This window comes from Bacteroidales bacterium (assembly GCA_018334875.1).
GTDB lineage: Bacteria > Bacteroidota > Bacteroidia > Bacteroidales > UBA12077 > JAGXLC01.
Genome location: JAGXLC010000006.1, coordinates 14,503 through 37,219 on the forward strand (window position 1 = coordinate 14,503; position 22,717 = coordinate 37,219).

Here is a 22,717-nt window from a genome sequence, read left to right on the forward strand (position 1 = left end):
GTAGGGTGAACTTTGGATACATACGCTATCAGACGAAATATTATTGGGGTGATCGTTGTAATTACCGCCCTTATTTTCCTTGTCAGGTTATTTTTTATTCAAGCTGTAGATCAGTCTTATCAACTTTCGGCCGACAATAATGTAGTCCGTCAAATTACCCAGTATCCGGCCAGGGGATTAATTTATGACCGTAACGGGGAATTGCTTGTATACAATCAGGCGGCATATGACATTATGGTTACCCCACAGCATTTGGAGGCTTTTGATACCACAGAATTTTGTAATATTTTGGATATTGATCGAGCTTATCTGATCAAAAAACTGAAAGAGGCCAAAGATTATTCCAATTTTAAACCTTCTGTTTTTCTTAAGCTTGTTTCTTCTGAAACATACGCCAAACTGCAGGAACAATTATATAAGTTCCCCGGCTTTTTTGTTCAGCCCCGAACTTTACGACGGTATAATTATGAAGGTGCAGCTCATTTGCTTGGTTACATTGGTGAGGTGAGCGACAGGCTTGTGGATACCAATGATTATTATAAATCAGGGGATTATGTTGGAGTCAGCGGAATTGAAGAATCATACGAAGAAGCATTGCGCGGACAGAAAGGGATGAAAGTGTATTTGGTGGACGTCCATAACAGGATCAAGGGTTCTTATAGAGATGGCATGTTTGATCAGGAAGCCGAGGCGGGAAGCGATCTTACCACAACTGTAGACATGGAGCTTCAACAATACGGAGAAAAGCTAATGCACAATAAGGTCGGAAGTATTGTGGCCATTGAACCCAAAACAGGTGAAATTCTGGCTTCTATTTCTACTCCTTCTTATGACCCCGGCTTGTTGGTCGGTCGCCAGAGAAGCAAAAATTTTAAAAAGCTGGATTCCGATACTTTAAATCCTTTATTTAACAGGGCATTAATGGCACGTTATCCGCCCGGCTCTACTTTTAAAGTTGTTAATGCTTTAATTGGCCAGGAAGAAGATGTTGTGAACAGGGGAACCACTTATGAGTGCCATGGAGGATTCCGGGTCGGCAATTTTTTTATGGGATGCCACAATCATCCTTCTCCACAGGATTTGGTAGGATCAATTAAGGTGTCCTGTAATGCTTATTATGCCAATGTATTCAAAAGAATCTTACAGGATCCCGAGTTTGATAATGTTTCTTCTGCATTTACGAACTGGAAACGGTATTTGGAATCCCTGGGATTGGGACAAAAGCTGAATACCGATCTTCCCAATGAGGCTTCCGGGTTTCTGCCCTCTGTGAATTATTATAACCGATATTATGGAGAGAACAGGTGGAAATACTTGAATGTGATTTCTCTGGCTATTGGGCAGGGTGAGCTGGGAATAACCACACTTCAGCTTGCTAATATGACCAGCCTTATTGCCAACAGGGGGGGGTATTACACCCCGCACGTAATCAAGCAGATTGAGGGAGAACAGACAATTGACTCCCGTTTCAGAGAGAAGCATCAATCATTAATTGATTCTGTTAATTTTGAGCCGGTAATTGAAGGCATGGATCTGGCTGTTAACGGAGAACCCGGAACCGGAAGCACTGCCCGTACTGCTTCAATAGAAGATATTACGGTCTGTGGGAAGACGGGTACTGCAGAAAATCCCCATGGCAAAGATCATTCTATTTTTATAGCCTTTGCTCCCAAAGAGGATCCTAAGATTGCACTGGCCGTGTACATAGAAAACGGAGGTTTTGGCGCAACCTGGGCAGCGCCTGTTGCCAAACTGATGATTGAAAAATACCTGCAACGTGAAATTTCGGTCAAGTGGTGGGAAGATTATGTTTTAGAAGCAAATTTGCTTAATCCAAAAGAAGATGATGAAGAGAAGGATTAATATCTGGAGAAATATTGATTGGTTTACCGTATTGCTTTATCTGCTTTTGGTGACTATCGGATGGCTGAATATTTATTCTGCCGTATATACTGAAGAACATCAAAGTATAATGGATATCTCCCAGCGATATGGCAAACAAATGGTATGGATTTTTGCTGCTTTATTCATCGCTTTTCTGCTGATGGTGGTGGATAGTAATTTTTACTCCTTTTTTTCCTATTTTTTCCATTTTCTCATCCTCTTTTTGCTTATTGCTGTTATCCTTTTTGGGGATGCAGTTCACGGCACCAGAGCATGGTTTGAAATAGGTAATGTAAGGTTCCAGCCTTCAGAATTTGCAAAGGTCACCACATCTCTTGCACTGGCAAGATATTTGAGTTCCTATAATGTTCAATTGAACCGTTTTAAGAGCTATTCTACAGTGGCTTTGATTATTTTAACCCCGGCAGCCCTGGTTCTTTTTCAGGGAGATACCGGATCCGCCCTTGTTTTTGGAGCCTTTATCCTGGTGCTTTACCGGCAAGGTTTATCGATGGGTGTACTTCTTTTAGGAATTTATGTAATTGCTTTATTCGTACTGGCCCTTGTACTTGAGAAATTAACAATAATATTCGGATCCATAGGTATTGCCATTATCATGTTATGGATACTTACAAAAAAAGTTAAATATGTACTTTCATCGGCCCTTGTTCTGGGGTTTGCAGGAGGTATTTTTTATGGTACCGATTATTATTTGCAATGGGAGCTACCCCTCTACTTCATCATACTTGGAGCCCTCGTATTTTCCAGCCTCTTTTATCTGGTCATTTCCTTTTGGTACAAAATACCCCGCTTTTTTCTGGTGTTGATATTTGTTTTTGGTTCAATAGGTGTAACTTATTCGGTAGATCATGTATTCAGCAATTTTTTGCGACCTCACCAGCAAACACGCATCAATCAGTTATTGGGACTGGAATCCGATCCATTGGGCTCAGGATATAATGTCAACCAATCGAAAATTGCCATTGGTTCAGGCGGACTTAAAGGTAAAGGATTCCTGAATGGCACGCAAACCAAATACGATTTTGTACCGGAACAAAGTACCGATTTTATTTTTTGTACAATTGGAGAAGAGTGGGGTTTTGTCGGATCTTTTGCGATGATCGTACTTTTTGTGATGCTTTTGCTTCGCCTGATTTTTTTGGCTGAAAGACAAAAATCTGTGTTTAGCCGCATATATGGATACGGAGCAATATCCGTCATCTTTTTTCATTTTTTGATCAATATTGGTATGACCATCGGGCTGGTACCGGTGATTGGTATACCCCTTCCTTTTATAAGTTATGGTGGCTCTTCGCTGTGGGCTTTCACCATATTGCTGTTTATTTTTCTGCGGCTTGATGTTAGCCGGTTGAAAGAAATGAGATAGTACTTACCGGGCAAGTTTTGCCAAAAAAACAAGAATTTGACCGGTCAAGGTACTATTGCGTGAAAATGAGTGGCGAGAAAAATTCCCGCCGTACAACTAAATTCCGGAAATAAAAAAACCGGCCTGAAAAGCAGGCCGGTTGTTAATGTAATGTTCCGCTTACATATTTATTAACCCAGTGAATTTAAGTGTTTGGTAAGCTTCGATTTTAAGTTGGCAGCTTTATTTTTATGAATAATATTCTTTTTGGCAAGTTTATCCAACATAGATAATACCCTCGGAAGCTGCTCCTGAGCTTTCTCTTTATCAGTGGTGTTTCTTAATTTTTTAACTGCAGTACGCATCGACTTGGCATAATACTTATTATGCAGCTTCTTCTTCTGGTCTTGTCTCACTCTTTTTTCTGCAGACTTATGAGTTGGCATGTTTTTTTACCTTTATTATATTAATAATACTTAGCAGTCCGTAGGGGAATCGAACCCCTGTTACCAGGATGAAAACCTGGCGTCCTAACCCCTAGACGAACGGACCGGATATCAATGACCTTATTGATTTGATGACGCAAAGCTAAATCTTTTTATTTTTTTTGCAAATAAAACATTAAAAAATTGATTTTTTAATTGGTCGTCATCGCAAAAAACTTCTATTAGTGATCAATATAGCTCTTATTTGATTTCCAGGTCCACAAATTTTGAATTCATACATCTCGCTACGGCCATATAATTTGGTTTAAAAAAGACTTTATTGCCTACCTGGTATTTCTGTTTAAGCTTGGAGTTGAGATTTTTCCCAAGGTCGTATACCGTCATATCTGAAGTGGTACCTATAAAATTGATGTTTTCATCTTTGGCTGTAAGATCGTTCACATCTACATCCAGTAGACCAAAATCAAGGATAGCCCGGTAGTGTTTGCCGGATTCGTCCATTTCATCAGGTTGTACCACATGTCCTATATTTCCCTCTCCCACAATGCCGTCGGGTACATTCCTCTTTTCTTCCATTTCAAGTATATTGGCATTGAAAGTAAATGTATTCGTGCTCAGAGAATTGAACCGTTTGTCATCCAGCGGGCTTGTACCGAAAAAAGCCGCTTCCCCAATTCTGAAATGATTAATTGAATCCGGAACCAGATTTTGCTTGATCAGAGGTAGGGTGATCGAACTACCGCCGGAAATCAGATCGATTTTTTTATTGAACGTTTCTTCCAGTAATTGTTTGAAAAGACTTAACTGTACCAGTTTGTCATAAGTTGGTTCAATTCCGTACATACATCCGAGGTTGGAACCTATGCCGATGATTTCAATGTTGGACAGATTGAATACCTCTTCATAAAAGTTTACTATATTTTCCCTTAAGACCCCTTCCCGTAATTCTCCAAGCTCAATAAATATGATTATTTTATGGATTTTTTTTTGTTTTTTGGCTTCTCTGTTAAGGGCTTTGATCGTTTCAACGTTGGTATTAACTGAAATATCTGCACAGGTTACCAATTGTTTTACCAACTGCTTTGCCGGAGGTTTTATGTAGATGGTTCTTATATCGGGATTGACTTTTTTGATGTTTTTAAGGCTTGATAGTCTGGAATCTCCTATTGAATGAACCCTTTCTACTACATCAGGAATCAATATTTTTTCCAGGAATTTTACATCACCGGATAGTACTTTGCTAACGAGGCTCCATTGAATATTCCTGTTTTTAAGATATGCGTCTAATTTTTGAATGTTTTTTATGATGTTGTCTGTTTTTACAACCAATTCTGCCATTTTATTTGTATTTTAACCTGATAGGATACATTCCTGTTCATCCGTATCAGGATTTAGAAAAATGCTTTTAAAGGTTTGTTACACTAATGCTTTTTCTTTTTCTCCAGTCGCATTTCAGCGTATTTTGTTTTCATTCCCAGCTTTTCATAGAGGCGTTTTGCAGGATTGTCATATTCCACATGCAATTTTATGTCTCCCTGCGCCAACTCAAAAGATTTTTTAATGATTTCACCACCCAAACCTTTTCCTCTGTATTTCGAATTTACTGCCACATAAACCAGTATATTTTCAGGCACATATTCACTCATGCCTGTTTTGTTCATTACCAATGCTCCTGCGAGATCATTGTTGTAATAGGCGGCCAGTAAAAATCCACCTTTACCTTCTGCTTCTGAAAAGGCATAGTCTATAGCTTTGTTAATGGCCGATTTTGAATCTCCAAAACGGTCAAGATGGTCATGCAGAAAATCAACAAACTGTTGTTTGGTTAATTCACCCAGATCGGCGGGGGTTCTGATTTCTTGAATATCTAATTGGCTCATGTTATATGTATTTAAAAATAATGATAAAAATATTTACCTGGATTCCGGTAAATTTATGAAAACTCCCGGAATAAAGGTTTTGATTTTAATAAAGATTTTTATGATAATTTGTGATTAGAGAGACTTGTGAAGTCAATTTGCATGGCATTTGTGATAAAGGAAAATTATCCTTTATGTTATTTACAGTGAAATAAACATTCCGGGTAATTGCTTTGTAATAATTATATTTGCTGTCAGAATTATTCTGAATGATCGGGGTCAAATATACAACAACAAATTACATTAACAAATGACGGATTGGATATTTCTTCCACGTAAAAACTGAATACATTATGGAATTATTTTCTGTACACATTGCCAATTTTAAAGTAGATGGAGGGGTCATGTTTGGGGTGGTGCCCAAATCCATCTGGAACAAGAAATATCCCGCCGATGAATATAATCTCATCAATTTGGCTCTCCGTTCATTATTGATAAAGACAAAGGACAGAAACATTCTGATTGACACAGGATGGGGTGACAAACAGGACGAAAAATTTTTCAGCCATCTTCACTTGAATGGTGGAGACGGACTTGAAGGAGGCCTGGCAAAAGCGGATGTATCCGTGGAGGATATTACCGATGTGGTGCTTACTCACTTACATGCGGATCATTGTGGCGGAACCATTAAATTATCTGAAAACGGAGAAAAATATGAACCTGTTTTTCCCAATGCCACCGTTTGGGTCAGCAGGGACCAGTGGAATTGGGCAATTAAACCCAATATAAGGGAGCGGGATGCTTTTTTGCAGGAAAATATTTTGCCTATACAACAGTTAGGCATTTTAAGGACTGTTACAGACGGTACGGAGATTCTTCCCGGACTGGAGGTACGACTGGTAAACGGACATACGGTAGGGCAAATGATACCTGTGGTTCAGTACGGAAATAAAAAAATTATATATACAGCCGATTTGATACCTACCCTGGCCCATATACCTCTGCTATTCAATATGGCTTATGATCTTTTTCAACTGGATACCATTAAGGAGAAATCCGATCATTTGAAAGAGGTATATGAAAACAATTACATTCTCTTTTTTCAGCATGATGTGTATTATGAATGTTGTGATCTGAAAAAAACAGAAAGAGGGATACGTGCTAACAATACCTTTTTGCTTGATGAATGGCTGAAAGGAAAATGACTGTTTTAGCTTCAGAGGAAGCACTTAGCCCTCATAATGTTTGAAAAATTTCTTTTGAAATACCAGTATGGAGATCACACCAATGGTGATGGCTGAATCGGCAATGTTGAAGACCGGCCTGAAAAAGATGAATTGTTGACCCGCATTAAACGGGAACCATTCCGGGTAATGGCCTTTAATGATGGGAAAATAGAGCATATCCACTACTTTTCCGTGTAAGGGGGATGAATATCCACCCGATTCGGGTAAAAATTCGGCCACCTGATTGTAGCTGTGGTTGAAGATTTCACCGTATATAACACTGTCTATAATGTTTCCAATAGCCCCTGCCATGATTAGTGATACACTGACTATTAGTCCGGTGGGTTTGTTATCTCTGATAAGGTGTACCAGGTACCACCCTATACCAATTACTGCGGCTATTCTGAACAGGGTTAAAAAGATTTTTCCTTTTTTGCCCCAGAATTCCAATCCAAAAGCCATTCCGTTGTTTTCCGTAAAGTGGATAATAAACCAATCTCCAAATATTTGATATTCCTGTCCCAGCATCATATTGGTTTTTATCCAGATCTTAAGGACTTGATCAATAATGAGAACAGTGAATACTATGATCAGGGCTTTTGTAGACTTTTCCATAGATGACAGATAAACAATAAGGGTGACAAAAATAAAAAAATGATCGGTCATTAAAGACCCATCATTCTTTTATGTTCTATATTTTTAATTGTTTTTAACTCTGTTGCTGCTTAGCCTCAATGCTGAGCGTAGCATGAGGGACAGCTCTTAATCTTTCTTTTGCGATGAGCTTCCCTGTTTTCCTGCACACCCCATACGTTTTGTTTTCAATACGTATGAGCGCAGCTTTCAGGTGCTGAATAAATTTGAGTTGTCTCTGAGCCAAATTTCCGGCTTCTTCCCGTGAAAGTGTGGTGGCACCCTCTTCCAGTACTTTGAATGTTGGGGAAGTATCTTCCGTATCATTGCTCTCGCTGTGAGTAATGGCTGCTTTTAGAAGCTCATAATCTTTTTGGGCTTTTTCAAGTTTTTGCAAGATAATTTCTTTGAATTCAGCCAACTCTTCGTCAGTATATCTGGTCTTTTCGTCCATGGCTTAAAATTTTTAGTAATTCGCTAATATAAGATTTTTTTTAATTCATACTTATACTTTTTCTATTTTTATCAAGGTTTTTACATCTTGGTCAATATCAATTCGATCGGCATTATCGTCCAAAGAATCAACAAGCGCCACTGATTCTGCAAGTGTTTGATTGCCAATATAATCTTTATGTTTTTCAATGGCTTTGTCAATTTGATCATTGCTTTGTATACGGATTTCGATCTTGTCCGTTACTTTGAAATTTTTATCTTTCCGCAGGTTTTGGATTCTATTGACAAACTCTCTGGCGATGCCTTCCTGTTTGAGTTCTTCTGTTATTGTAATATCCAGAGCCACAGTTAACTCTCCGTCCGTGGTAACCAACCAGCCCGGAATATCTTCGGAGGTTATTTCCACATCATCCAGGGTTAAAGGAATGGTTTGGCCGTCCATATCGAGCTCGTATTTCCCTTCTTTTTCCAGTTGTATGATCTCTTCCTGCTTCATGTTATTCATGGCCTCAGTAATTTGTTTCATCAGCTTTCCGTATTTCGGGCCGAGTTTCTTAAAGTTGGGTTTCACTTTTTTGGTCAACAGCTCGGAGGTATCGCTGATATATTCCACATGCTTAACATTCACTTCGGTGAGAACCAAGTTTTTAACGGCCTCAAATTTTTGTTTGAAATCATCACTGAAAACGGGCAGAAGAATTTTGTTCAGCGGCTGTCGCACCTTAATATTGACTTTCCTTCGGAGGGAAAGAACCATTGAGGAGATTCGCTGCGCAATATCCATTTTTTCCTCCAGATTTTTGTTGATCTGTTTCTCGCTGAATTGAGGAAATCTGGTTAAGTGCACGGAATCTTCATTATTAAGACCGGTAACCCGATTGAGATCTTTAAACATTTTGTCTGCATAGAAAGGAGCGATCGGTGCCATTAGCCGGGTTATGGTTTCCAGACATTTATAAAGCGTCTGATAGGCAGAGATTTTCTCTTTGGAGTAATCACCGCCCCAAAAACGCTTACGATTCAATCGTACATACCAGTTACTGAGGTTTTCAGTAACGAAGAACTGAATGGATCTCCCTGCCCTGGTGGGTTCATAATCCTCGTAATATTGTTCCACATCTTTGACCAGGGAGTTGAGAAGGGATATAATCCACTGATCAATTTCCGGCCTTTCGTTCAGGGGAATCTCTTCTTCGGCGTACTGAAAACCATCGATATTGGCATAAAGAGAGAAAAATGAATAGGTATTGAAGAGTGTTCCGAAGAATTTTCTTTTCACTTCTGTGAGGCCTTCCATATCGAATTTAAGGTTGTCCCAGGGCTGAGCATTGGTAATCATATACCATCTCAGAGGGTCGGAGCCATGCTCTTCAATTGCATCAAAGGGATCTACCACATTGCCCAGGCGTTTGGACATTTTATTTCCAACTTTATCAAGGACCAGGCCATTGGATATAATATTTTTAAAAGCTACGGAGTTAAAAAGCATCACTGCAATGGTATGGAGGGTGAAAAACCAGCCTCGGGTCTGATCCACGCCTTCTGCGATATAATCAGCCGGAAACAGATTGTGAAAATTGTCTTTGTTTTCGAAAGGATAATGATGCTGAGCATAGGGCATGGCTCCACTGTCGAACCAAACATCGATGAGTGCAGGTTCACGGTACATTTTCTTTCCTTTGGACGAAACGAGTATGATTTCATCCACAAATGGCCTGTGTAGGTCTAAGAGATCATAGTTTCCCTTTGAAAAATCTCCTTCTTTGAAATTGTTCAGAGGATTATCCTCCATAAATCCGGCTTCCACAGCCTTGTCGATTTCATTTTTCAATTCGGCCAGTGAACCGATACAGATGCGTTCGCTATTGTCATCGGTAGCCCAGATGGGTAATGGTGTTCCCCAGTAGCGATCTCTGGAAAGATTCCAATCCACCAGATTTTCCAGCCATCTCCCAAACCGACCTGTCCCTGTAGCTTCGGGTTTCCAGTTAATGGTCCTGTTGTGTGCAAGAAGGTTCTCTTTTTCTGCTGTGGTTTTTATAAACCAGGAATCCAGAGGATAATAAAGTATAGGTTTGTCGGTGCGCCAGCAATGCGGATAAGTGTGTTCGTACTTTTCTATTTTGAATGCTCTGTTTTCCTTTTTTAGTTTAACGGCAATATCCACATCAACAGAAGGATCGTCTTCACCAAGATTGGGATCATATTCGTTTTTGACATATCTGCCGCTGAATTCACCCATGCCATCGATAAACTTGCCGTGTTTGTCAACCAGCGTCAGGGAACCGATCCCATATTCATAGGAAACTTTGAAATCATCCGCACCAAAACTGGGGGCGAGATGCACAATGCCCGTACCCTCTTCAGTTGTAACGAAATCACCCGTCACCACTTTAAAAGCATCGCCATTTTCAGGACGGTAATAAGGCATGAGCTGTTCATATCTGATGCCTGCCAGATCTGTCCCGGGAAATTCAGAGATTACCTTATAGGGAACTTTTTTGTCTCCAGGTTTATAATCTTCAAGCTTTAAGTCGGCGTGTTTTTCAGGAAAATATTTGTGAAGAAGTTCTTTGGCTACAATTACCGTAATGGGCTCGTAGGTGTACTGATTGAAAGTTCTTACCTTTACATATTGAATGTCAGGGCCTACACCTAAAGCGGTATTGGAGGGAAGCGTCCAGGGGGTTGTTGTCCATGCAAGAAAGAACAAATCGGTATCAATATCCTTGAAAAGCCATTCGGACTTGTCATCTGGTATGACTTTAAATTGGGCAACAATGGAAGTGTCTTTTACAGTTTTATAGCAGCCGGGCATATTCAGCTCATGGGTGCTGAGACCGGTTCCGGCTGCCGGAGAGTATGGCTGAATGGTATATCCTTTATATAAATATCCCTTTTCATAGAAATTTTTAAGCAAATACCACAGGGTTTCGATGTATTTGTTGTCATAGGTGATATAAGGATTGTCCAGGTCGATCCAGTAACCCATCTTACGGGTTAAATCTTCCCATACATCTTTATATTTCATTACCTCTTTCCGGCAGGTTTCGTTGTATTCCTTGACGGATATCTTTTCCCCGATATCGTCTTTGGTAATGCCCAGCTTTTTTTCCACTCCTATTTCAACCGGCAGTCCATGTGTATCCCATCCGGCTTTTCTTCTTACCAGATAGCCTTGCATGGTTTTGTACCGGCAAAAAATATCCTTAATGGCCCTTGACATTACATGGTGGATACCCGGAACTCCATTTGCTGAAGGCGGTCCTTCATAAAAAACAAATGATTCATTTTCTTCCCGGGTTTCTATACTCTTATAAAAAGTATTGTTTTTTTCCCACTCGGTTAATTGCTCCTTATTTACTTCGGATAAATCCAGTCCGTCGTATTCTTTGAACTTCTCACGCATCAAGGTAGATTTTTGCTGGTTGAAATGCTACAAAGATAGTAGATCTCATTAAAAATGTATAACAATAAAATTATAAACTCCACTTAAATTTATTGGCTATGGCGTTGGCAAGCTTCTTTTGTACAGTTGAATGCACAGGGCAGTTTGAAATGGTTGTTGTCAGATATTCAGATTGTTAAAAAATAAATCCGAAGAGGTATTATGCGGAAGTTCTTTTAACCTTTTTTCCGGTTCACTTCCTCATCGATATATTTGTCTATTATAGAATGATCTTCAATAATTTCAACTTTTTCAATTTTATTGGTTCTGTAATGATACCATATTTCTACCATAAATTCATCCAGTGTATAAAGGCTTACAAAGTAATTGTTTGCTTTTCTTCTGCTGATTTGTTTGCCTTTATCCAACACCAGAGAGGCTTTTTCTCCCTCCGGCAGTTTTTGAAAATTTGATTTGTTCATTTTCATTCAAATAGACATTTCTTAATATAAACAATCAATGATACCCTTTGTTTTAAAAGATAAGTTGAGAAGCTTGCGTTTATTTTAAACGAATAAAAGTGCTTTTCCTGTATGAAGTTTGTGAAGTTATTATTTAATATTTTTTGGATAATCTATTAAATGGGTGTTCACCGGGCAACACCATCCATAAGCTGGCTTCTTCAATGATCAGGTGCCTTTGTCGTGAAGGCTAAATGCCGTTAAACCGGAAAGAAATATATCGACTTTGTGCAGCAGTTTCCTTAAAATGTTAAAAACGAGCGTATAATAAAGAATAGCGGCAGCCATCCATATAATAATTAAATTGAATGAGAATGTATTCATGTGAAAGCCTTTGATATTTTTATAAGGTGCATAGAAATGAGCTCTTCCTATATCGGACAATGGGTCCATAAAAATGGGATCTTTTTTCTGAATGATTTCATCGTTGGTTTCGTACATGTTTTTTAGCTCATTTGTGTTTTGAACAATGCTGGCCAGCCGTTGGTTGTGGTTATTCTGCTTGAGATTTCTTACCCAATCCCGGCCATGCGTTTCAATGAGCTGTTCATACAAGGCATTCTGGCTATTAGATGCTTCCTTGCCCAGATTTACGTAATGCAAATTGATATAGACCAGATAATCTTTAAGCGATTCCATTACCTCTGGATTGAATGCATCGCTGTTCAGTCTGTTGAAATATTCAAAAGGTGGTTTACCGGCATCTTCCTGAAGTTTGATTAGTTCGTTTCTGATGATCCTTAAATCCCGGTTCACTTCTTGCACGTTTTCATCATTTGAGATGTTTCTCCATACCATGTCCAGTTTTGCTTCAAGCTCAGGGATCAGGAAAGAGGTTCTGTAATCTGCGTTACTTATTTGTTTATCATATTCAAAGAATTTTTTTTCAAAATCATTGTCTTTGAACTGTTTAACCGTCATGGCCTCATAAGCCCACCTGGTGACCATGAAGTTTCCAATGATGGGCACATACTTTTCGGAGGAGATGTTTTTATGCAGGTCATCAAAAGATATCATGGCCCCTCCAAGTAGGAGGTGGGGTACGAGTATCAGGGGGATCAGTATATAAATGGTTATTACGGAGTTCAACCCCGAGGATATGTTTAATCCTACCATATTTCCAAAACAGGAAGTTGAAAACAATACAAGCCAAAATGGAATCAACATTCCTTGTATCTCCAGTATCTCATTGCTGATGAGGATAAAGCTAAAGGTCTGAATAGCAGATAGACCAAAAAGATATACAATTTTGGAATTTAAATAACTTATCCAGCTTAAATTTAAAAATGTTTCCCGTTCCAGTATTTTGCGGTCTTTGATGATTTCTTCCGCACTAACCGTCAATCCAATGAACAGTGCCACTATAATGCTCATAAAGAGGAATACAGGGAGGTTTTTGTTCTGAGCGAAAACATATCCCTGGGCAGTAATAAACTTGGAAAAATAGCTGAGAATCAATGCAAGAACCGGCGCTTCAACAAGATTGAGAAGGATATATTGTTTGTTGGAAATTTTGCTCCATAAATTGCGCATGCTAAAAATGCGAAATTGTTTGAATGTGGAGGGGATGCTGAAATTGATTTTGGGAAGGCTTCCCCGGTCTTCTTTTCTTTTTATACCGGATTCGATCTTTTCCTGGTAGCGTTCAAACCAGGTTTCCGGTGCTGTTTTTCTTTCTTTGGCAGGCTTGCCAAAATCATCAACTTGTCTGGCTTCAACAATCTTCAGAATCTGTTCCGGGTTTACATTACCGCAATGCGGACATTCACTTTCAGCAGCATTTACCTGCGATGCCACTGTTTTAAAATATACAACGGCCTCTATAGGGTTTCCCTGATAGATCGGATATCCTCCCTTATCCAATACCCATATTTTTTCAAATAATTTATAAATTTCAGAAGAAGGTTGATGGATATTGACAATGAGTAATTTCCCTTTCAATACCTGATTCTTTAACAGATACATTATATTTTCAGAATCCATCGAAGACAAACCGGTTGTGGGTTCATCTATAAACAGGATATAGGGTTCACGCATCAGTTCCAATCCGATGTTTAATCTTTTTCTCTGGCCTCCGCTTATATATTTGTTTAGTGATGAGCCGACCTTAAGATTCTTTATTTCGGTCAGGTTTAAAACTTCCAGGGTTTCCATAACCTTGTTTTGGATGGCTTCTTCATCTAAATCTTTGAAACAGAGTCTGGCGTTGTATTGAAGATTTTGATAAACGGTTAGCTCTTCTATGAGAAGATCTTCCTGGGGCACATAGCCTATAAGTCCTTTTATTTCTTCGCTTTTGCCGTGTAAATCATAACCATTGATTATGATTTTTCCTTCATCCGGAGGAATTTTTCCGTTGAGTACATTCAGCAATGTGGACTTTCCTACACCACTTCCTCCCATGATCCCTATCAACTGGCCGGCTTCTTCAGAGATGTTGAAAGTATGGATTCCGTTTTCGCTGTTTTTAAATTTGAAACTTACATTATAAGTATTCAGGGTGATGTGAGATTTTGCCCTATCCTCCAGGAATTTGGATGACACGTCATAATAATATATTGGAGAGATGTTCGGTCCTTTAATAATGGATCCGCTTTTGAAGAAGTATGGATGTTCCGGTTCGATCTTATGACCTTCGATGTAAAGGTTTAATTGACCTGAATATCGGAATACAAAGGAATTGATACTTTCCAGGTAAAGAAATAATAATTGTCCATAAAGGTTTTCTTTATAGATGTGTTTGTAAGGATAGGAGTGAATCTCCCTGGTCTTTTCCTTCATCATCCAGTAAATTTGTTCCGACCATTCCCTTAGCTGATTGTCTATGATCAAAACTTTATCCTGTTCTAAATGATCCGGACGTCCTTCAAATATAAATGCCTTGCAGTTGTTATATTCTGATTCATTAATATTGAAGGTATTGGCTACAGTTCTTGTGAATTTTAGTTCACTTTCGCTGATTCCGGAATCGGAATAGATGAACTCAAGAAGTTGGATGAAGACCACAATCCGTTCTTCCCGGAGTAGCTCTTTTTTTATCTGGCGGCAGACATTGGTGATCTGGAAGGAGATCAGGGAATAACTTTCAACCGGAATGTCCGAATCTTCCATTAATTCTCTCTGATAAAACTCAAAATAATTATCAAATACCCTTAAATATTCTTCCAGCAACTCAGTATTCAGATATCGTTCCAGGTATTTCCGGACGATATCTTTTTCTGCCCGGGTTAGTTTCTTAGCCCTTATATTGGCAACAATGGCAAAAAGATGGATTAAAGCGTTAAGTATTGATTCACTCATAAAAAAATCAACTGATTAACAAATTAAACACTGGGATTTATTAAATTATTGTAATTGTGATCCGATATATTTTGCATTCATGTCCTAACCCGAATTATTCAAAATAAAATGGTAAAAATCCTGGAAATTGCAGGAAAGAAATTTAATAAAAAAAGGGGTGTCTTTTTTCAATGACACCCCTTTTTTTAAAATATTTGATTTTTTTCTTTAGTACCTTCCCGGTCAAATTCTTGCTAATTTGGACAAGCCAAAATGGAAACACATTAAATTCCCTGGAAGCATCCTGTTTGGTTTTGGCTTTTCCAAATTAGGAGATGATTTCGTTTCTGATCTTCCCGGATAATTCTTGTAGTTTCATTACCTGCTCTTCGGTAAATCCTTGATTTCCCCGGTTATCGTAGACCTCCTTAATGGGCTGCAGGTCTTTGATTACATTTTGTATGCTGTTGTTGCTGGATTGTGGCTTTAATATATTTAACAGCTTGTTTAGTGACGATTCCTGTTCCCGGATCAAATCCACTATCTTTTGGTTGTGGTATGTATTTTCAGATATGTGGGTTGTAATGTAAATGGCTTCAACCCAGCTTCCTGCAACAATTAGCAGGGCCAGTTCCTCATTGCCCTGTTTATTCATGTACTTATAAGTCTCGTAGAAAGAATTGGTTAGCATATCCACCAATTGCTCCTTGTTGTTGAAATTCTCCTTAATCTTTTTCACAAATTCCGGCGAGTATGCACCCGATATCCCCAGCTCATCAACAAGTGTCCTGTTGGCATCCATGTAATCCATGATGTATTGTTTCATGTTGTAGGTGGTTGCATAACTCAGGTCAGCGCTGTACACCCCCAGGTTTAATACCTGTTTTTCTTCGGTGACATATTTATCGGCATTTTCCACATCATTGGTAAGTGCGATGATAAAACTTGCACCAATTTCATTCAAAGTTTCCGTAATTTCAAAAGTGGAAGGAAGGGGATACACTTCTTCACTTACTTTTTCCTTTATTTCCGATTTGGTAATTTCTTCCCGCTCAGTTTGTTTCTGCTTATCTTCTTCTTTTTGAGCTTTCCTGCATCCTGAAATGTAGAAGGCTGTCGCCATTAACAAAATGGCCATTATGCCAATAAAAGAATATTGTTTTAATGTCTTCATCGATAATATGTTTAGATGGTTTTACTGCAAAATTAATCAATGCCAAATTAAAGATTTTTTTATTAATTGGCCTAAAAATAGTTTACTTTTTTGAAGACAAAACAAAAAATTATCCGAATTGTTTGGCGAGATATCCGAAAAGTAATGTTGAGAAAAAGGTAAATGAACTATATACCACCGATACCATGGCCATTTCACGATGTCCAAGAATTGAGCTGGCCACATATATGGCCAATGCACTGTTCTGAAGACCCACCTGAATGCTGATGGTATAATTGTTCCGGTTTTCCAGCCCCATTCTCCTTGAAAACATATAGCCCACAAACATGGCAACAAAGTTCAGTGCTATGGCATATGGGAACAGATAACCGTATTTGCTTCCAACCTGGCCGGTACTTTTTTCTTCAAGTAAAACAAGGATCGCGAATGCCGAAAAAAGCAAAATGGTCATAATATACCGGAAGGGCTCTTCCAGCCGGTTAGCCAGGCGCCTGTTGATGTGACGAATATATAATCCGGCAAAGGTTGGGATAAGTGTGGTGTAAAATATTCTGAGAATGGTGTATCCTACTGGCAGTTGAATTTCTTCAGTATGGCCGATAAATAATGTTAACCCCAAATTTACGATAAGGGGTAAGGTAATCAATATCAACAGGCTGTTTAGCGCCGTAAGGGAAACACAAAGGGCCACATTTCCCCTCAACAGGTGAGCCACAAGATTTGAAGCGGAACCACCAGGACAGGCTGAGATCAGTATGAAGCCTACTTTTACTATTGGCGGCAGATCTGTAATGAACACCAAAATAAAGGCCATCAAGGGAAGCAGTATCATTTGGGCAAACAAACCTATGATGATCATCCGGGGGTAAAGAAAAACATTTTTGAAGTCTTTCTTCTCAAGAGAAAGCCCTATCCCGAACATAATAACAATCAGGACAGCCGGCAGAAAGTATGATGAAAAAATTGATGAGGCCAATTGCGTCAATTAATATATTGATTAATTCGCTAATATAATAAAATAAAGGAAGAGTATATAAAATCAACAAAAGCTGTTTGGTGCAGGCAAAAAAAAGGGCCGTCACTGACAGCCCTTTATAATAGACGAGTAAAAACCCGCGCTTCTATTTTTCCTTGTCTTTAATGGAACAGCCTATTGCTTTTGTTTTTGCAGGACTGGGCTCATTACCGTTGACCAGGGCATTGACTGCGCTGGCAAGATATTTTTTCTCTACTGCCTGGGGATTTTTATAGTTGTCATCTATGGTTCCAATGTATTTGACAACAAAATCACCCGATTGGTTCTTCAGCACGAAAACATGAGGCGTTTTGGTGGCTCCGTATGTCCGGTATACCTCCTGCGTTTCATCCAGGAGATAAGGATAGGGATAATTTTTGTTTTGGGCTCGCTCCTTCATGTTTTCAAAAGAGTCGCCGGGTGCAAGTTCCGGATCGTTCGGCTGGATGGCCACTACCGGAAATCCCTTTTTGTGAAAACGTTTGTGAATCTTTATGATGCGATTTTCCCACGCCTGGGCATATGGACAGTGATTGCAGGTAAATACCACAATCACTCCCTTTTCATTTTTGTAATCGTCAAGTGATACATAACTGCCATCAACATTCTTGAGCTCGAAATTCATGGCTTTGTCGCCTATATCATAACCTTGCGCCATCACGGAAGGCACGACAAGCAACCCTAAAAGAATAGTCATAACAAGTTTTTTCATAATTCTTTCATTTTTGATTGTACAATTTGTTGAAGTTCATTATAGGTAAAAGTTTTTTCATAAAATTCCCTTGAGTTTTGGTTGTATATCAGAGTCCCCGGCAATGCTCCCGACCATTTATCACTTACTTTGTCGATCCAGGAATTGGCATCGGGATCGTCCAGAATAACAACTCTCGATTGAATGTTGTGTTTTTCCATGAATGACCGTACCCGCTCTTTAACATTGCTTCCGAAATCGAGGCTGGTGAGTACAATTTCAACCGGTTGGTCTTCATAATGATTTTCAAGCTTTCTGAAAGCTGGCATCTCCTCTATACAGGGAGCACAATATGTAGCCCAGAAGTTGATCACATAGGTGGTATCGTTGTTTTGGTGAAGAATGCCCTGAAAATCATCAAAATTCTCGTAAACAGGAACCTTCTGTGCCGATACATGAGCAGCCAGGAGCATGCTAAACCAAATGGGCAATAGGATTTTCATATGCTACTTTTTATTGATAAACAGATAAGCGTGGTAATTTGTTCCGTGGAAATTATAGCCACAACAGGGTATTATTTAGAATGATAAAACGGCGTTAGAAAAAATTTCCCTGTTTATGTATATGTTTACGTGCCAAATTGCAAGGATGTTATTTATAATGTTTTTAAGCTTCATTATGATCCATAAAAACTCACCTTACCTTACCGGGCAAGTTTTGCCAAAAAAAGCAAGAATTTGACCCGTAAGTAAGGTACTAAAAAAGTGGAAGATATTAAATCCAAACAAATGCTGCATGGGCATTTTTTCTGGCAAAAAAGAAATGTAGAGACAGAAGGACGCTCAAGGGTATAAAGAAGGCCAGAGCCAGGGAGCCGTTTACTCCAATGATCATATAGGAGCCGGCAGCCGCTAAAAATACGCTTATGCTTTGAAGTATCTGTGTTTTGATATGATACACCGGTGTGATTTTGCAGGCTGCCGCTGACATCACTGCTTTTTCACTGAACGGAATGATATGCTCACCTGAAACAGCTCCTGAAATCACAGCTCCTGAAACGATGGGGATTATATCAGGTATGTTGGCGGCATGAACCATCTGAAAGGCGATAGGCATGACAATGGCCATAGAGCTCCAGCTGAAGCCTGTGGCCATAGTAATAACCATGGAAACAGAAAAGATCATAAAAGGAATGAATTTCGGCGATAAAAAGGAAGATACTGCGCCGGTAAGATAGTTTCCTGTTCCCAGATCAGCCGATACGGCAGATAATCCTTTGGCCAGGATGATTACCAGGCTTACTCCTGTCATCCCTTTAATACCTTTCAGAAAGTGCCTTTTCATAAGGGCTGGAGACATTGCTTTATCACGCCTGAGCATCATGATGCCAAGTCCGGTCGCCAAAAGGGTGGCTAAGATTAGTATCTCTAAAGATGGAGCGGCACCGATAATTTTAATCAGGCTTACCGGTTCACCGGTGTTTTTTAGTATATAAAAGCCCGATAAAAACAATGCTATCAGAGCAGAGCCTATCAGTGCGATAATGGGGGCCAGCAGATGGATTGGCCTTGCCCTGGGGTTATTCACATCTGTTGGTTCCCGGAGGTGATATGTGGCATTGTCGGCACGATAACCGAACCATTTTCCGGTATAGGCAACTACAAAGGCCATGATAATGGCCAGGAAAGTATAAAAGTGGTAGGGTAGCGACTCCAGGAAAAAAGTGGTGAAGCTTTTGTGTATCCCGGCATCTTTTCCGGCTTCTGCCATAACCGAACCTTCGAAGGATGCCCATGTGGATATGATCACAACACTGGCTATGGTAGCCACCACATCAATAATATATGCCAGTTGAGCCGGGCTTACCCTGTTCCGTATATTGATATTCCTCATTGTGGCCCCGGATATCAGTACATTGGCATAATCGTCAAAAAAAAGGCACATGCTAAGTGCCCAGGTGCCCACTCTGGAGCGGCGGGGTGTACTCAGCCGGCGTGCCATCACACCTGCAAATTTTGTGTAGGCCCCGCTTCCTGCAATGATCTCCAGCATTCCCCCGATCAGGATAACAAAAAGCACTATTTTCAGCCTCTCAATATCTCCAAAAGCAATGAGCATGTATTCAAAGCTGCCTCTTAGGAAAAGAAGCGGTTGATATCCGGCCAGCACGATTGCACCCCCCAGTACTCCAACAAATAAAGCCAGAGCTACTCTGTGGGTAAGTAGGGCTATCGCAATGGTAAGCAGAGCCGGAATAAGGGAGAGTATCTCGTAATCCATAATATAATCTGTAGGTTCATTAACCGGGTAAGTCTGTAATGTCGAATCCCGTTTGATCCAGCTTCTCTTCTGCTTCTTTGGTCATTACCTTGACCAACCCGTTTTGAAGGCCATGTATTTCCATGCCGTAGTTCCGGTACATGGAAAGCGTACGGATGATCTCCGGTGTTACGGTTTGACCCGGCACAAGGAGTGGGATTCCCGGAGGATAGGGTGTTACCATGCGTGCGGAGATACGGTTTTCTGTATCTTCCAGGGGAAGCTCATCGGTTTCGGAGTAAAATGCAAATCGCGGGCGATAACGAATGGGAGATATGGACAGACGAAACTTTTTGAGTATATGCTCCGAACCGCTTATCTGACGGTTACCGGTGCGTTTCTCGATGTTTTCCAGTGCCAGGTATAGTCTGTTGATCCTGGAATACGTGGCACCAATGGTCAAAAGAATGCTTATCGTGTTGAAAGTTGTTTTCTCGATCTGTATGTTGTGTTTGGTCAAGAGAATGTGTTCGATCTCCTTGCTGGAATGTCCCGATTTGCTTACATCAATGGTGATCTTGGTGGGATCCAGCCGGATGTTATCGTTTTTCAGTTCATCACTGATCATATCATTCAGATCAAGAACCCGGAATTTTTTTAGCGAATTGATAGAATCCCGAAGCAAAGCAGATAAATCCAGAACTTTTTTCATCAGGGAGTAGCCCTCCATCACCATTTGTTTTCTGGCTACATCCAGTGATGCGATCATGGGATATTGTGGAGAGGTGGAGGTGTGCATGTTAAAATTTTCCATGAAAAAGTCCTGGAAGTCTTCAAAATCCGGATCATTGACATGGATCATCGAGGCCTGGGAAAAGGCGCTCATGGTTTTGTGGGTCGACTGGGTGGCATAATCTGCCCCGGCAGCCATGGCCGATGGATAAAATTCCCGGTGGAAGTTGGCATAACCGTACCAGGCTTCATCGACGATTACCTTGATGTTTCGTTTATGGGCTTCTTTAACAATGTCTTCAATATCGTATATCAATCCGTCATAGGTGCAATTGGTTAAAATCAGAGCTTTCAGGTTTTTATTCTTGGCGAGGGCTTCATCCATGGCTTCCACTATTTTTTTCCTTGGAATCGGCCCGAAAATACCGTATTTGTTGTTAATAGAAGGCATTAAATATATGGGCTCTGCACCGGAAATGATTATCCCGTAATGTACCGATTTGTGGCAGTTGCGGTCAAGCAATATGGCATCCCCCGGCTTCAGAAGCGTTTGGATCAGGATTTTGTTGGCTGTTGAGGTGCCGTTGGTTGAGAAGAAAGTGTAGCGGGCATTGAAGGCCCTCGCTGCAAGCTCCTGTGCTTCCTTTATTACACCTCCCGGGTTCAGGAGGGAATCCAGCTCGGGAACCGATACTGAAACATCCGAGGCAAACAGGTTTTCCCCGAAAAATTCATAAAAATCTTTTATATATGGAGAGTTTCTAACCGAATTGCCGGAGGCATGGCCCGGGGTATGCCAGGAATCTTTAGCTTTTCCCGCATATTTGACCAGCGTTTCATATATCGGGGCCCGTTGCTTGGCTGCAATCTCTGCCTCTATCTTACGGACCATGTCATCATATACGTGTTCTCCCTTAAAGAAATATCCATTGAGGATCCCGCCGCTTGTCAGGCTTCTGCTGTCGGCTATCTCGGTGAAAAGATAAAAGCTCACCTCATGCCGCAGAGCTTTGAAATTTCGGAAAATATCCAGCCCCCGGATCGCCTTGGAATCATTTTCATTGTAGGGTATCTCCCATTCAGACAGAACAATGTGAATGGTTCCTTCCTCTTTTAAGAATTCACATGCTTTATCGAAGCTGATACAGCCGATTACATTCAGCCCCCTTTGTTTCAGCTCACGCATGGAATCCTGCAGAGATTCCGGATTATTGTCCACCAGCAGTACCGAATAATACATTTCCGGCTCAGTTTTAAAATTTCATAGTACCTGCAAAGCTATAAAACTTTTCTGCAGAAGAAAGTTTTTTGCCTGATGTTCATTATAAAAGGATTCTTCTTTTGCGGATTACTCCTTCAGAGTGTGTTTATTGAATTTTACCAAATCTATGAGGAACGCAGATTGCCTTACGCAACATTACAGCAACATTTTAAATGGAAGCTATGATTGTATTGGCCGTATAGTAATCAATGCATATTGTAGTTTGTTGTTAATATCTGAATGGGTAAGAAATTGGTATAGAATTATACAGGGCGATGGCCAGGAGATGTCCGATAGCACGATGATGAGATATGCAGACCGATTTAGTCGCAGAGTTTAGGCATTTTGCAAATGTTTTACATCATACAATGATGAAGAAAAGCTGACTTAAATTGCAGACACCTTAAAAATGAAAGGGCAATTAGAGCGGGTGTGTCAAAGGCGAGCACACTTTGCAGGCAAAGGTGGTAGTTCATAACACAAAAGATTTGAAATGTAAACGAGGGATCAGTTCATTTGGAAAAATAACA

General features: G+C 40.0%; 17 protein-coding genes and 1 tRNA gene. 3 read left to right on the forward strand and 15 right to left on the reverse strand.

Annotated elements, in window-relative coordinates; translation table 11 throughout:
* Window positions 1-12: 12 nt before the first annotated feature.
* Together mrdA and rodA are read left to right on the forward strand one after the other, a co-directional pair.
* A complete protein-coding gene (mrdA, locus tag KGY70_01085) occupies window positions 13-1,863 on the forward strand; it encodes a penicillin-binding protein 2 (protein MBS3773758.1) in 1,851 nt (616 codons plus the stop codon).
* Window positions 1,847-3,271, forward strand: a complete 1,425-nt coding sequence (gene rodA, locus KGY70_01090; protein MBS3773759.1) for a rod shape-determining protein RodA — start codon at window positions 1,847-1,849, stop codon at window positions 3,269-3,271. Before mrdA ends, rodA begins: the two co-directional genes overlap by 17 nt.
* Window positions 3,272-3,441: 170 nt before the next feature.
* Here rodA and rpsT read toward each other — a convergent pair whose 3' ends face one another.
* The 4 genes from rpsT to KGY70_01110 form a co-directional block, all read right to left on the reverse strand.
* Complete coding sequence (gene rpsT, locus KGY70_01095; GenBank protein MBS3773760.1) at window positions 3,442-3,696, reverse strand: 30S ribosomal protein S20; 255 nt, start codon at window positions 3,694-3,696, stop codon at window positions 3,442-3,444.
* A gap of 34 nt (window positions 3,697-3,730) precedes the next feature.
* Window positions 3,731-3,802 (reverse strand) — tRNA-Glu (locus KGY70_01100).
* A gap of 134 nt (window positions 3,803-3,936) precedes the next feature.
* Entirely contained in the window at window positions 3,937-5,034 is a 1,098-nt protein-coding gene (locus KGY70_01105) for an alanine racemase (GenBank protein ID MBS3773761.1), read from the reverse strand.
* 83 nt (window positions 5,035-5,117) lie between these two features.
* On the reverse strand, window positions 5,118-5,576 hold the full coding sequence (locus KGY70_01110) for a GNAT family N-acetyltransferase (GenBank protein MBS3773762.1): 459 nt from the start codon (window positions 5,574-5,576) through the stop codon (window positions 5,118-5,120).
* 332 nt (window positions 5,577-5,908) lie between these two features.
* Between KGY70_01110 and KGY70_01115 the strand changes: the two genes are divergently transcribed.
* Window positions 5,909-6,760: an MBL fold metallo-hydrolase gene (locus KGY70_01115; protein MBS3773763.1), complete on the forward strand. Its 852-nt coding sequence runs from the start codon at window positions 5,909-5,911 to the stop codon at window positions 6,758-6,760.
* A 24-nt stretch (window positions 6,761-6,784) separates the two neighbouring features.
* Here the strand turns inward: KGY70_01115 and KGY70_01120 are convergent, their stop codons facing one another.
* The 11 genes from KGY70_01120 to KGY70_01170 form a co-directional block, all read right to left on the reverse strand.
* The gene (locus tag KGY70_01120; protein ID MBS3773764.1) at window positions 6,785-7,396 is read right to left on the reverse strand and encodes a lipoprotein signal peptidase; all 612 of its coding nucleotides are present in this window, start codon (window positions 7,394-7,396) and stop codon (window positions 6,785-6,787) included.
* Between the two features lie 94 nt (window positions 7,397-7,490).
* Entirely contained in the window at window positions 7,491-7,868 is a 378-nt protein-coding gene (locus KGY70_01125; protein ID MBS3773765.1) for a TraR/DksA C4-type zinc finger protein, read from the reverse strand.
* 51 nt (window positions 7,869-7,919) lie between these two features.
* Window positions 7,920-11,276 carry an isoleucine--tRNA ligase gene (locus KGY70_01130; protein MBS3773766.1) on the reverse strand — a complete coding sequence of 1,119 codons (3,357 nt, stop codon included), beginning with the start codon at window positions 11,274-11,276 and terminating at the stop codon, window positions 7,920-7,922.
* Window positions 11,277-11,491: 215 nt separating this feature from the next.
* Window positions 11,492-11,743: a hypothetical protein gene (locus tag KGY70_01135; GenBank protein MBS3773767.1), complete on the reverse strand. Its 252-nt coding sequence runs from the start codon at window positions 11,741-11,743 to the stop codon at window positions 11,492-11,494.
* A gap of 201 nt (window positions 11,744-11,944) precedes the next feature.
* Window positions 11,945-15,076 carry an ATP-binding cassette domain-containing protein gene (locus KGY70_01140; GenBank protein MBS3773768.1) on the reverse strand — a complete coding sequence of 1,044 codons (3,132 nt, stop codon included), beginning with the start codon at window positions 15,074-15,076 and terminating at the stop codon, window positions 11,945-11,947.
* Between the two features lie 307 nt (window positions 15,077-15,383).
* On the reverse strand, window positions 15,384-16,229 hold the full coding sequence (locus KGY70_01145) for a hypothetical protein (protein ID MBS3773769.1): 846 nt from the start codon (window positions 16,227-16,229) through the stop codon (window positions 15,384-15,386).
* A 109-nt stretch (window positions 16,230-16,338) separates the two neighbouring features.
* Entirely contained in the window at window positions 16,339-17,205 is an 867-nt protein-coding gene (locus tag KGY70_01150; GenBank protein MBS3773770.1) for a bile acid:sodium symporter family protein, read from the reverse strand.
* Between the two features lie 145 nt (window positions 17,206-17,350).
* Window positions 17,351-17,956 carry a thioredoxin family protein gene (locus KGY70_01155; protein ID MBS3773771.1) on the reverse strand — a complete coding sequence of 202 codons (606 nt, stop codon included), beginning with the start codon at window positions 17,954-17,956 and terminating at the stop codon, window positions 17,351-17,353.
* The gene (locus KGY70_01160; GenBank protein ID MBS3773772.1) at window positions 17,953-18,438 is read right to left on the reverse strand and encodes a TlpA family protein disulfide reductase; all 486 of its coding nucleotides are present in this window, start codon (window positions 18,436-18,438) and stop codon (window positions 17,953-17,955) included. The genes KGY70_01155 and KGY70_01160 overlap by 4 nt, the downstream gene beginning before the upstream one ends.
* A 271-nt stretch (window positions 18,439-18,709) precedes the next feature.
* Window positions 18,710-20,215 (reverse strand): hypothetical protein, encoded by a 1,506-nt coding sequence (locus KGY70_01165; protein ID MBS3773773.1) that lies wholly within the window; start codon window positions 20,213-20,215, stop codon window positions 18,710-18,712.
* Window positions 20,216-20,234: 19 nt separating this feature from the next.
* Complete coding sequence (locus KGY70_01170) at window positions 20,235-22,166, reverse strand: aminotransferase class I/II-fold pyridoxal phosphate-dependent enzyme (GenBank protein MBS3773774.1); 1,932 nt, start codon at window positions 22,164-22,166, stop codon at window positions 20,235-20,237.
* Window positions 22,167-22,717: the final 551 nt, after the last annotated feature.

Bases quoted from the DNA above. Each gene is read 5' to 3' on its own strand.
- rodA (MBS3773759.1), top strand. From the start codon at position 1,847: ATGAAGAGAAGGATTAATATCTGGAGAAATATTGATTGGTTTACCGTA.
- rpsT (MBS3773760.1), bottom strand. From the start codon at position 3,696: ATGCCAACTCATAAGTCTGCAGAAAAAAGAGTGAGACAAGACCAGAAG.
- KGY70_01105 (MBS3773761.1), bottom strand. From the start codon at position 5,034: ATGGCAGAATTGGTTGTAAAAACAGACAACATCATAAAAAACATTCAA.
- KGY70_01110 (MBS3773762.1), bottom strand. From the start codon at position 5,576: ATGAGCCAATTAGATATTCAAGAAATCAGAACCCCCGCCGATCTGGGT.
- KGY70_01115 (MBS3773763.1), top strand. From the start codon at position 5,909: ATGGAATTATTTTCTGTACACATTGCCAATTTTAAAGTAGATGGAGGG.
- KGY70_01120 (MBS3773764.1), bottom strand. From the start codon at position 7,396: ATGGAAAAGTCTACAAAAGCCCTGATCATAGTATTCACTGTTCTCATT.
- KGY70_01125 (MBS3773765.1), bottom strand. From the start codon at position 7,868: ATGGACGAAAAGACCAGATATACTGACGAAGAGTTGGCTGAATTCAAA.
- KGY70_01130 (MBS3773766.1), bottom strand. From the start codon at position 11,276: ATGCGTGAGAAGTTCAAAGAATACGACGGACTGGATTTATCCGAAGTA.
- KGY70_01135 (MBS3773767.1), bottom strand. From the start codon at position 11,743: ATGAAAATGAACAAATCAAATTTTCAAAAACTGCCGGAGGGAGAAAAA.
- KGY70_01140 (MBS3773768.1), bottom strand. From the start codon at position 15,076: ATGAGTGAATCAATACTTAACGCTTTAATCCATCTTTTTGCCATTGTT.
- KGY70_01145 (MBS3773769.1), bottom strand. From the start codon at position 16,229: ATGAAGACATTAAAACAATATTCTTTTATTGGCATAATGGCCATTTTG.
- KGY70_01155 (MBS3773771.1), bottom strand. From the start codon at position 17,956: ATGAAAAAACTTGTTATGACTATTCTTTTAGGGTTGCTTGTCGTGCCT.
- KGY70_01160 (MBS3773772.1), bottom strand. From the start codon at position 18,438: ATGAAAATCCTATTGCCCATTTGGTTTAGCATGCTCCTGGCTGCTCAT.
- KGY70_01165 (MBS3773773.1), bottom strand. From the start codon at position 20,215: ATGGATTACGAGATACTCTCCCTTATTCCGGCTCTGCTTACCATTGCG.
- KGY70_01170 (MBS3773774.1), bottom strand. From the start codon at position 22,166: ATGTATTATTCGGTACTGCTGGTGGACAATAATCCGGAATCTCTGCAG.